General features: G+C 66.0%; 11 protein-coding genes and 1 riboswitch. Of the genes, 6 read left to right on the top strand and 5 right to left on the bottom strand.

Annotation, left to right across the window (positions count from 1 at the left end):
• Positions 1–95: 95 nt before the first annotated feature.
• The 5 genes from LXM94_RS24045 to LXM94_RS24025 all read right to left on the bottom strand — a co-directional run bounded on the left by LXM94_RS24045 (position 96) and on the right by LXM94_RS24025 (position 5,174).
• A complete protein-coding gene (locus LXM94_RS24045) occupies positions 96–1,301 on the bottom strand; it encodes an agmatinase family protein (RefSeq protein ID WP_235774151.1) in 1,206 nt (401 codons plus the stop codon).
• Positions 1,294–2,100 (bottom strand): ABC transporter ATP-binding protein, encoded by an 807-nt coding sequence (locus LXM94_RS24040; protein WP_235774149.1) that lies wholly within the window; start codon positions 2,098–2,100, stop codon positions 1,294–1,296. The genes LXM94_RS24045 and LXM94_RS24040 overlap by 8 nt, the downstream gene beginning before the upstream one ends.
• A complete protein-coding gene (locus LXM94_RS24035; protein WP_235774147.1) occupies positions 2,100–2,921 on the bottom strand; it encodes an ABC transporter permease in 822 nt (273 codons plus the stop codon). The genes LXM94_RS24040 and LXM94_RS24035 overlap by 1 nt, the downstream gene beginning before the upstream one ends.
• Positions 2,922–2,997: 76 nt before the next feature.
• A complete protein-coding gene (locus LXM94_RS24030; RefSeq protein WP_235774145.1) occupies positions 2,998–4,086 on the bottom strand; it encodes a putative urea ABC transporter substrate-binding protein in 1,089 nt (362 codons plus the stop codon).
• Between the two features lie 92 nt (positions 4,087–4,178).
• Positions 4,179–4,287: riboswitch (guanidine-I (ykkC/yxkD leader) on the bottom strand.
• 128 nt (positions 4,288–4,415) lie between these two features.
• Positions 4,416–5,174, bottom strand: coding sequence for a helix-turn-helix domain-containing protein (locus tag LXM94_RS24025; protein ID WP_235774143.1), 759 nt, complete (start codon positions 5,172–5,174; stop codon positions 4,416–4,418).
• A 322-nt stretch (positions 5,175–5,496) separates the two neighbouring features.
• On the opposite strand from LXM94_RS24025, the gene LXM94_RS24020 reads away from it, so the two are divergent.
• The 6 genes from LXM94_RS24020 to LXM94_RS23995 form a co-directional block, all read left to right on the top strand.
• Positions 5,497–6,723, top strand: coding sequence for an amino acid ABC transporter substrate-binding protein (locus LXM94_RS24020; protein ID WP_235774141.1), 1,227 nt, complete (start codon positions 5,497–5,499; stop codon positions 6,721–6,723).
• 250 nt (positions 6,724–6,973) lie between these two features.
• Positions 6,974–7,846, top strand: a complete 873-nt coding sequence (locus tag LXM94_RS24015; RefSeq protein WP_235774139.1) for a branched-chain amino acid ABC transporter permease — start codon at positions 6,974–6,976, stop codon at positions 7,844–7,846.
• Positions 7,843–8,766, top strand: a complete 924-nt coding sequence (locus tag LXM94_RS24010; protein WP_235774137.1) for a branched-chain amino acid ABC transporter permease — start codon at positions 7,843–7,845, stop codon at positions 8,764–8,766. Before LXM94_RS24015 ends, LXM94_RS24010 begins: the two co-directional genes overlap by 4 nt.
• Positions 8,763–9,491, top strand: a complete 729-nt coding sequence (locus LXM94_RS24005; protein ID WP_235774135.1) for an ABC transporter ATP-binding protein — start codon at positions 8,763–8,765, stop codon at positions 9,489–9,491. Before LXM94_RS24010 ends, LXM94_RS24005 begins: the two co-directional genes overlap by 4 nt.
• Entirely contained in the window at positions 9,484–10,197 is a 714-nt protein-coding gene (locus LXM94_RS24000; protein ID WP_235774132.1) for an ABC transporter ATP-binding protein, read from the top strand. Before LXM94_RS24005 ends, LXM94_RS24000 begins: the two co-directional genes overlap by 8 nt.
• A gap of 22 nt (positions 10,198–10,219) precedes the next feature.
• Positions 10,220–10,709 (top strand): aldehyde dehydrogenase family protein (locus LXM94_RS23995; RefSeq protein WP_235774130.1); only part of this gene is annotated, 490 nt, incomplete at its 3' end.

The raw sequence follows: 10,709 nt of genomic DNA, 5'->3' as shown, positions 1-10,709 counted from the left end.
GGTGATGGTCATGCGGATGATGGTGATCCGGGGCTTCGCCCGGCCCGCGCGGTCCGTGGCCGTGATCATGGTGGCCGTAATGCATGGCTTCCTCCTCAATAGGTCACAGGCTTGTCGATCAGATGCTTGTGCGAGCCGAGCTTGCCGTGGGCGACCATCGAGCCGAGCGCTTCCACGACCACACGCACGCCGAAGAGCGCCGTGATGTCCGAGGTGTCATAAGGCGGACTGACTTCCACGACCTCGAGCCCGCAGAGCCCCTCCGCCGCGACCAGACCGAGGATCTTCAACGCCTCGCGCGGCAGGAAGCCGCCAGGCTCCGGCCAGCCCGTACCCGGCACGAAGCCGCAGTCGATCGAGTCCACGTCGAAGGAGATATAGACCGCGTCCGCGTCCTTCCAGGCCAGTTCCAGGGCGATCTCGGCGGTCTTTTCCGGCCCCAGCTTCTCGATGTCGCCGATCGTCAGCACGTTGGTGCCGCGCTCGCGTGCCACCTTGACCCCGTCGCGCGGCACCTGCCAGCCGCCGATGCCGAGCTGCACGAGATTCTTCGGCGACACGTTCGGCAGGTTCGTCGCCCAGTACCAGGGCGTGGTGTGCATGCGTTCGTCGAGATCCTTTTCCTGGATGTCGATGTGCCGGTCGAAATGGATGATGCCGATGCGTTTCGAGGTGCATTCGGCAATGCCGCGCACGCAGGGGAACCCGATCGAATGGTCGCCGCCGAGCATGATCGGCAGCGCGCCGGAGGAGAAGACATGCGAGACGCCGCGGCTGATCTGGTCGAAGCTCTTCTCCAGGTTGGCCGGGATGGTGAAGACGTCGCCGGCGTCGCAGAGCGTCATCTGCTCACGCAGATCGACGCCCATTTCGTAGTTGTAGGGCGTGTAGAGCGCCGAGATACGGCGGATGCCCTGCGGCCCGAAGCGCGTGCCCGGACGATAGGTGGTGCCGCTGTCGAAGGGGATGCCGACGACGGCCGCGTCGTATTTGCCGACGTCGCGCACGTTCTCGACATAGGGCGCCTTGAGGAAGGTGTTGATGCCCGCGAAGTGCGGCAGTTCCCCGCGCGCAAAAGTCGGAATCCACTTGTCGGTCAGGCTGTCGGCGCCGGGCAGGCCCATTTCCTTGGCCCAGCGCTTCTCGCGCCCCCAGCCGGAACCCGGCAGATCCGCCTCCGCCTCCAGCGCCTTCCAGCCCTGGCTGTCGAGCATGTTGAAGTCCGGATGATGCCGGCGCACGTGCTCCGGGGCCGGGCGGAGGCCGGCATGGCGGGATCGGCGGACGGGGGGTTCACGCATGGGTCATGCTCCTTTGAGTTTCCTCTGCAGTCGGGGACGACTCGATCGGCTTCGAGAAGCCCAGCACCGGCACGGGGCCGTCCCGCGTCAGGTCGAGGTCGTAGATGATGCGGGCGCCGTAGCGGTGCGGCGCCTGCGGATCGATGCGCGGCTTGTCGAAGGCGAGCAGGCGCGTGCCGAGGCCGAAAGCCTCCTTGAGATCGTGGGTGACCATGATCACCGTCATGCCCCGCTCCTTCCAGAGCGGCCGGATCAGCGCATGCATCTGGGCGCGCGTACCGGGGTCGAGCGCGCCGAAGGGTTCGTCGAGGAGCAGGACCTTGGGTTCGCGTGCGAGTGCCTGCGCGATCGCGAGCCGCTGCTGCTGTCCGCCCGAGAGAGCGCTGGGATACTTTTCAGCATGCGGCCCGAGCCCGACCGCATCGACCAGCGCGCTGGCCCTTTCCGCCGCCGCGCGGCGGCGGGCGCCGAACAACTTGCCGAGAAACGGGCTTTCGGCGAATTCGTAGCCTGCGAGCACGTTGCCGACGACGCTCAGGTGAGGAAAGACGGAATAACGCTGGAAGACGACGCCGCGGTCCGGCCCCGGCTCGCCGGGCAACGGCTTGCCGTCGATCAGGAACCGGCCGCGCGACGGACGCTCCTGGCCCAGCACCATGCGCAGGAAGGTGGACTTGCCGCAGCCGGAGGGGCCGACGACCGACACGAATGCGCCCGAGGCGATATCGAGGTCGACATTCTCCAGCACGATCTGGTCGCCATATTCGACCCAGACGTTGCGCACGGAGATCGCACTCATCAGCGTGCCTCCTGCGCATAGGCCCAGGGAAAGCCCCGGCGGGCGATCCAGGCGAGGGCGGAATCAAGCAGATAGGCGAGCAGGGTGATCCAGGCGACGTAGGGCAGGATGACGTCCATCGCCAGATAGCGGCGCACTAGGAAGATGCGGTAACCGAGGCCGTTTTCGGCGGCGATCGCTTCCGCTGAGATCAGGAAGAGGAAGGCGGGACCGATCGAAAGGCGAAGCGATTCCAGCAACCGCGGCATGGCTTGCGGCAGTGCAACCCGAAGAACGGCCTGCCACGTGGAGGCACCGAGCGTCTGCGCCTTGATGAGCTGCTCGCGCGGGATGGCGCCGACGGTCATTGCAAGATCGCGGACGAGAAACGGCGCGATTCCGACGACGATAAGTACGACCTTCGAGAGTTCGCCGAGACCGAAGACGATAAAGAGGACGGGCAGCACAGCCATGGGCGGCACCATCGAGATGACAGCCACCAGAGGAGAGAGTCCGGCGCTCGCCATGGGCAGGATGCCAAGCATCAGGCCCAGGACGAGCCCGATCGCGGCGGCGATGCCGATGCCGAGCGCCAGTCGCTTGAGGCTCGCCACCGTGTCGGACCACAGCAGGAACTCGCCCGAGCGCCGGTCGGGCGTCAGGGCCATGCGCTCGACGGCGGCCCCCATTTCCGAAATCGGCGGCAGCAGCTTGTCGGCGGGATTGGCAGCCCGGCGCTCGGCCGAGCTGACGACATAGATCAGCGCGACAAGCAGGAAGGGCAGGATGGCGAGCAGGAGACGCGTCCCTCCCGTCGGCACGATGTTCATGGCACGCCGCATGCGAGGCTCCCAAAGTCCGTTGCGGAAACTGCCTGAGAAGGAGGCGCGAACCGCCCGGCTCGCGCCTCCTTCGCTCTCAGAGCGCGCCGTCGGCGGCCATCTTCATGAAGCTGGCGTCGAAGCGCAGCTTCACATTGTCCTTAGAGCCGAGCACGTCGCCGTTCGGAAAGGCGATACCCACGACATCCTTGTCCGCGGCCCCCTCGCCGAGCAGGCCGTGATCGAAGGAGAAGGTGCGCACCAGATCCATCGTCTTGATCAGCTCCTGGCCCTCGGTGAAGGAGACCGCTTCGGCCGGTGTGGCGAAGAGCTTCGTCGCCGCGAGCTGTTCGTCGTAGCCCGCAAGGTCGGTGCCGGAGAGCGCACCCATGGCGGCACGCGCCTCCTTGCCCTTGTCGCCCGGGTCGGTGACGAGCGTCATGGTCTCGTACCAGATGCCCGCCAGCGCCTTGCCGAAATCGGGATTGTCCGCCAGCACCGTCGAATTGACCATGAGCGCATCGATGATCTCGCCCGGAACCTGCGCCGAGTCGAAGACGGACGCGGTGCCGGGCTCGGCCTTCACTTCCGCGAGCAGCGGGTTCCAAGTGACGACGGTCGTCGTCTCGGGCGATTTGAACGCGGCAACCATGTCCGCGTCCGAGGTGTTGACGACTGTCACGTCCTTCTCCGCAAGTCCGGCGGTTTCGAGTGCGCGCGCCAGCAGATAGTGTGACACCGAAAGCTCGACCAGGTTGATCGTCTGGCCTTTCAGGTCGGCCGGCGTCTTGGCGACTTTCGAGACGATCCCGTCATTGCCGTTGGAGAAGTCGCCGATGATGACGGCCGTCGTATCGACACCGCCGGCGGCCGGGATCGTCAGTGCGTCCATGTTGGTCATGGTCACGCCGTCGAACTTGCCGGCCGTATACTGGTTGATCGACTCGACGTAGTCATTGATCTGCGTGACATTGATGGTGATGCCGTATTTGTCGGCCCATTTCTTGACGATGCCGCTGTCGGCGGCATAGGGCCAGGGCATCCAGCCCACATAGATCGTCCAGGCGATGTTGAACTCCTTCTTGGGCTCCGCATGGGCGGAAACAGCCAGAAGGCTGAAGCCCAGGAGCCCCGCGGCGAATGCCCGGAAGGCGCGGCGAATGGATGGAAATGTCTCATGGCGCATCGTGTGTTCCCCTGTTGACTGGGATCTCACGCAACGCTCATCTCCGGAAATCTCGACACGGGATCTCCAGGGCAACGAAGGTCGCTGCATGAGTCTCCCGGGCTTTTATCCCGCCGTGAACCCGATGGATGTCTCCCGATCGGGGCGTTTCTCTCGGTCCAGTCGTGCCTGAGGAGCACCGGAACCCTAGAAACTTTAGAGAAGTCTAGAGGCTTTTCCCCGCATTGAGAAGATTAAATACTTGAAAATACTGCATATTTAGTCGGCATTAGCGATTGCGTATTAGGCATCATGCGGAAATATTCAGCAGGGAGCTGCGAAGGCCGACTCTATGGCCAGGCCGCGTAGGAAGTCTCCTCGCGCACGTGCCGGCTCGCAAGACCCGCACGGCGGTCACGCGGAGAAACACCGGCCAGGCGCTTGAAGAACCGGCTGAAGTAGGCGGCGTCCCGAAAACCGAGCGCTTCGGCGACCTGCGCGATCTGCAGGCTTGAGCCGTCGAGCAGCATCTCGGCTTCCATCATCATGCGGGCATGGATGAGTTCCATCGGCGTGCGACCGGTCGCCCGCCGCACCGCGGTGTTCAGCCGGTCGGGCGTCACACCGAGCACACCCGCATAGTCGGCGAGCGACCACTGCTCGCGCATGTGCAGTTCGACGAGGTGAAGAAAGCTGCGCACCGTCGCGCGCGGCGACGGCTTCGGCTTTTCCATCGGCGGATTGACCCGTCGCCAGATGGCGATCAGCAGCAGCGCCAGGTGATGCCGGACGACCTCCTGCATGCCGGGGCCGTTCTCACGCAGTTCCGCCTCGATCGTCTCAACCGTCTGCACCATCTTGCGCGCATCGAGAAGGGTGATCTTCGCGCCGAGAATCGGCCGGGCAATTGCGTCGCGCACCTCCGTGAAGATCGCGCCGCCCGGCATGGCGGGCCCGAGCGCCAGTTCGGGAACCGCGAGCGCCGCACCCTCGGCGCCCGCTTCGAAAATCACCGCGCCGCGTTCGCCGGCCGGCGTCCAGACGATCGACGGCCCGGCAAGGGCAAGGTCGGCCAGCCCGAGCGACACCCGTCCACCGCCGGAAAGCAACAGAAATATCCGGTTTCGACCACCGCGGAAGGTCCAGCCGGATCGCGAGAGGGCACCGCGAAAAAGCCACGCCTCGATCGGAAGCGGCGGCGCCGGCATACCGCTTCGATGGTGCGGCGCAACAATTTCCTGCAAAGGCATAGTGTCGAATTCCTTCGCGTCAAAAGTACTAATATCTCTTCTAAATGTCTATTTCACCACCGATGAAGCAGGACTAGTCTGCTTTCCGTCAGGACGCGACGGCAGCCCGGAGGAGACGGGGTGGCTGTCGCCCCTTGGCGCGACGCCTGCCGGGGAGCAGGCCCTTTGGGAGGAATGCACAATGAAACGCATTGAACGCAGGCACGTCCTGCGCGTGATGGCGGCTGCCTCGGCGCTGCTGGCCGCCGGCATCGCACCGGCCGCACTCGCCCAGGACCGCACATCCGTGAAGATCGGCTACGCCATTTCCAAGACCGGCCCGAATGCCGGCGGCGCGGGCATTACGACGCTGCCGAACTACCAGCTTTGGGTCAAGGACGTGAACGATGCCGGCGGGCTGGAACTGCCGGACGGCGCGAAACTGCCGATCGAAGTGATCGAATATGACGACCGCTCGACGTCGGAGGAACTGGTGCGCGCCATCGAACGCCTGGCGACGCAGGACGAGGTCGATTTCATCCTGGCGCCCTGGGGCACGGGCTTCAACCTCGCCGCGGCACCGCTTTTCGACCGCTACGGCTATCCGCAACTCGCCGTCTCGGCCGTAACCGACAAGGCACCGGATTTCGTCAAACGCTGGACGAAGAGCTTCTGGATGCTCGGCGGCGGCCACGACTATGCCAAGGCGCTGGCCGACATCCTCGCCAAGGCGGCGGCCGACGGCATGATCAACAAGCAGGTTGCCATGGTCTCCGTCGCCGACGGCTTCGGCATCGACCTGGTGACGGCCGCCCGGCCCGCCTTCGAGGAGGCCGGCATCGAACTCGTCTATGACAAGACCTATCCGGTCGGCACCTCGGACTTCTCGCCGATGATCAACGAGGCAAAGGCGAGCGGCGCCGACACCTTCGTCGCCTTCTCCTATCCGCCGGATACCTTTGCGCTGACCCAGCAGGCGCAGGTCGCCGACTTCAATCCGAAGGTGCTCTATCTCGGCGTCGGCACCGGCTTTCCGATCTATGGCAAGAACAACGGCGAGAATGCCAGCGGCATCATGAGCCTCGGCGGCATCGACCCGGCGAACGCAGAAAACGCCGCCTATCGCAAGCGGCACGAAGAGGTCATCGGCCAGGGCCCGGACTACTGGGGCAGCGTCATCACCTATGCCTCGCTGCAACTGCTGCAGGAGGCGATCAAGCGCAAGGGGCTCGACCGCGAGGCGGTTTCGGCGGAACTGTCGAGCGGTACGTTCCAGACGGTGCTGGGCGAGACGAAGATGGAGGACAACCAGCTTCGCAGCCTCTGGTGGACCGGCCAGTGGCAGAACGGCCAGTTCGTCGGCGTCGCACCTGCCGACCGCGCCGGCGCGAGCCAGCCGATCCTGCCGCGGCAGGCGTGGAAGAAGTAGAGGTCGCGACCGGCGTCGCCCCCTCACCCCGCCTCCGCTTCGCTCGGCGGACCTCTCCCCAGGGGGAGAGGAAATCCGAGGACGGTGCGGCATGGCCTCTTCTCCCTTCGGGGAGAAGGTGGCCCGCAGCGCCGGATGAGGGGGCTTGCCGGCTGCACCGGTCGGGCGCCGCAAGACACGCCGATCGGCCGCATTGTTGATATCATCCCGTCGATCCGACTGCGGACCGGCAGAGACTGAAGGAGCGGCCATGCTTGTCACGGCCTTGTTGTCCGGGCTGGTGCTCGGCGGAACCTACGCGCTGGTCGCCATGGGGCTGACGCTCCAGTACGGCATCGCGCGCATCATGAACCTTGCCTATGGCGAGACGATCATCGCGGCGGCCTTTCTCGCCTATGTGCTTTTCACCGGCCTCGGCATCAATCCGGTTGTCGGCCTGCTCGCGGCCGCGCCGCTCGGTTTCGGGCTCGGCTATCTGATCTACGGCCTGATGATGCAGCCGCTGGTGCGGCGGGCGCGGAGCCGGGAAAATCTCGAGATCGATTCCATCCTCGCCACCTTCGGCCTGCTCTTCGTCATCCAGGGCGTGCTGCTCGTGATGTTCGGCAGCAACTATACGAGCTACAGCTATCTCAATGTCGGCGTGAATGTGCTCGGCACCAACATCGCGGCCAACCGGCTGCTGGCCTTCGTCATGGCGATCGTGCTCGGCGGTGGTCTCTATCTGGCGCTGACCCGCACGCTCTGGGGCACGGCGCTGCGCGCTGTCGCCGTATCGCCCCCTTCCGCGCCGCTCGTCGGCATCGACGTCGACCGGGCGGCACGCATGGCGTTCGCCATCGGCGGCGCACTTGCGGCGTCCGGCGGCGTCGTCATCTCGATGTACCAGACCTTCACCGCGACGGCGGGCGTCGTCTTCACCATGAAGGCGCTCATTGTCGTCATCATGGGCGGCGTCGGCAATGTGCTCGGCGCGCTTGCCTCCGGCCTCATCCTCGGGCTCGTCGAGACCTTTGTCGCCACCTATGTCGATCCCGGCCTGACGCTCGCCGCCACCTATCTGATCTTCCTCGCGATCCTGCTCTGGCGCCCGGCGGGCCTTTTCGGAAGGTCGGCGCGATGACCGGGCGCCCCCTCATTTCGCTCGGCCTTGCCGGCCTCGCCCTCGTCGTTCTCGCGGCCCTGCCCTTCTTCGCCGGTCCCTATGCGGTGACCCTGATGATCGGCATGACGGGCTATGTCGTGCTCGCCACCGCCTGGGGCCTGTTTTCCGGGCCGACGCGCTACGTCTCGCTCGCCACCGTCGCCTTCTTCGGCATCGGCGCCTATACGGTCGGCGTCTTCAGCGAAACGCTGCCCTATCCCGCGGTGTTGCTGGTCGCGGCCCTGATCGGCCTTGCCGTCGCGCTCGTCGTCGGTCTGGCGACGCTGAGGCTTGCCGGCGTCTATTTCGTGGTCTTCACCTTCGGCCTCGCGGAACTCATCCGCCAGCTCGTCACCTGGTACGAGGTCAACATCACCGGCACGCTGGGGCGCTACATCTTCCTGCCCGTGACACCCGAGGGCATCTACTGGCAGCTTCTGGCGCTGGCGGCGGCGACCTTCCTCATCTCCTGGGGCATCGGGCGCACGCGCTGGGGGCTGGCGCTGAAGGTAATCGGCGAGGACGAGGTGGTGGCAAGCCATTGCGGCATCGACATCACACGGCTCAAACTCGCGCTCTTCGCGACGAGCGCTGTCATCATCACGCTCGTCGGGGCGATCCAGGCGCCGCGCTGGACCTATATCGAGCCCTCCATCGTCTTCAACCCGACCATCTCTTTCCTGACGCTGATCATGGCGCTGCTCGGCGGCGCGGACCGGCTGTGGGGGCCGCTGTTCGGCGCCATCCCGCTCTTCCTGCTCTTCGAGTGGCTGTCGGCGAATTTCCCGAACCACTATCCGATCATCCTCGGCCTCGTCTTCATCGCCATCGTCTTCGTGCTGCCGAAGGGCGTGCTCGCGGCGCTCGAGGCGAGGCGCGGCAGCGGAGGCGCAAGATGAGCGATCTCCTGACGCTTTCCGGCCTGAGCAAGCGCTTCGGAGGGTTGACCGCAGTAAACGCGGTCTCCTTCTCGCTGGCACGTGGCGAAGTGGTGGGCCTGCTCGGTCCCAACGGCTCCGGCAAGACGACGGTGCTCAACATGATCTCCGGCCTGCTGCCACCGACCGGCGGCACCATCGCCCTCAATGGCGAGCTGATCTCCGGCCTCGGCGCGCACCGCATCGCCACCAAGGGCGTCGCCCGCACCTTCCAGCTCGTGCGTGCCCTGCCCTCGCTCACCGTCGCCGACAACGTCATTGCAGCACTCGCCTTCGGCAGGCAGCGCCTCTGGGGCGCCAAGGCCCGCGACACGGCCCTTCGCCATCTTGCCGACGTCGGGCTCGCGACGCGGGCGGATCAGCCGGCCCAGTCGCTGACCTATATCGACCAGAAGCGCATGGAACTCGCCCGGGCGCTCGCCGCAGAGCCCGAACTGCTGCTGCTCGACGAATGGCTGGCCGGGCTGAACCCGACCGAACTTAAGGTCGGCATCGACCTGATCCGGTCGCTGACGGAGCGCGGAATTACCGTCCTGCTCGTCGAGCACGTCATGGATGCCATCCGTGCGCTTTGCGGCCGCTCAATCGTCATGAATGCCGGGCGCAAAATCGCCGACGGGCCGACGGCGGAGACGCTGAAGGATCCGGAGGTCGTGCGGGCGTATCTCGGAGACGGTCATGTTTGAGATCCGCGACCTGTCTCTCCACTACGGCCAGCACCTCGCACTCGACGGCGTCGCCGTCGCCGTCGGCAAGGGCGAGACCGTCGTCATCCTCGGCGCGAACGGCGCGGGCAAATCGTCGCTGCTCAAGGCAGCCGCCGGGCTCGTCAAACCCGACCCCGGCGCCGACATCCGCTTTGCCGGCTCGGATATCGGCGGACGCCCGGCCCATTTCGTGGTCGATGCCGGCATCGCACTGGTGCCGGAGGGGCGCGGCGTCTTCGGCGATCTGACCGTTGAGGAGAATCTCGCGCTTGGCGCCTATGCCAGGCGCGCCCGTGCCCATGCGGCGGCGAACCGCGAGTTCGTCTATGCCCTCTTCCCGAAACTCGCCGACCGCAGCCGGCAGTTCGTCAACACCATGTCGGGCGGCGAGCAGCAGATGGTGGCGATCGGCCGCGCGCTGATGTCGAAGCCCGACCTCCTGATGCTCGACGAGCCGAGCCTCGGCCTTGCCCCCGTCGTCGTCGGCGAGCTTTTCGCGGCGCTCGGGCGGGTGCGCGAGAGCGGGCTGGCGCTGCTCGTCGTCGAGCAGAACGTCAAGATGAGCCTATCGATCGCCGACCGCGGCTACCTGATGGAAGCCGGCCGTATCGTCGGGGAGAACACCGCAACGGCGCTTGCGAACGACGACGCGGTGAAGCGCGCGTTCCTCGGCGCCACCGTCTGAATTTTCGAACCAGGAGAAAACCATGTCTGTCCTTGGACTGAAGATCAACAATCTGGATCAGGCCGCCTCCGACGGGCGCACCTTCTCCCGCATCAACCCGATCTCGGGCGAGGTCGCGACGGAGGTTGCAGCCGCCTCGCTGGAGGACGCCCGCCAGGCGGTCAATGCCGCGGCCAAGGCCTTCCCCGCCTGGTCGGCGACTGGGCCGGGCCTGCGCCGCAAGCTGCTGCTGGCTGCCGCCGACAAGCTGCAGGCGAAGACGCCCGACTTCGTCGCCGCCATGGCATCGGAGACGGGCGCGACGGCCGGCTGGGCGATGTTCAACGTCGGACTCGCCGCCGACATGCTGCGGGAAGCGGCGTCTCTCACGACGCAGATCACCGGCGAAATCATCCCCTCCAACCGCCCCGGCTCGCTTGCCATGGGCCTGCGCCAGCCGGCGGGCGTCGTGCTCTCGATGGCGCCGTGGAACGCACCGGTCATCCTCGGCGTGCGCTCGCTCGCGACCCCGC

Source organism: Rhizobium alarense (genome assembly GCF_021555155.1).
GTDB classification, from domain to species: domain Bacteria; phylum Pseudomonadota; class Alphaproteobacteria; order Rhizobiales; family Rhizobiaceae; genus Rhizobium_D; species Rhizobium_D alarense.
This window is presented reverse-complemented; position numbering and strand designations above follow the sequence as displayed.